Annotated in this window: 1 rRNA gene; it reads left to right on the forward strand. The window is 53.7% G+C overall.

The window, feature by feature from the left end:
- Positions 1–201, forward strand: a 23S ribosomal RNA gene (locus JDF658_RS11630); the annotation flags it as partial.

Raw genomic sequence — 201 nt, forward strand, 5'->3', positions numbered from 1 at the left:
GTTCCGCCAGGAGCAATCGCTGGGTAGCCAAGTCTGGACGGGATAAGCGCTGAAAGCATCTAAGCGCGAAGTCCACCTCAAGATAAGATTTCCCACTGGGAAAACCAGGTAAGACCCCTGGAAGAAGACCAGGTAGATAGGCCGGGAGTGTAAGAGCCGCAAGGCTTTGAGCGGACCGGTACTAATAGGTCGAGGTCTTAA

Origin of the sequence: Carboxydocella sp. JDF658 (assembly GCF_002049395.1) — a bacterium.
Classification (GTDB): domain Bacteria; phylum Bacillota.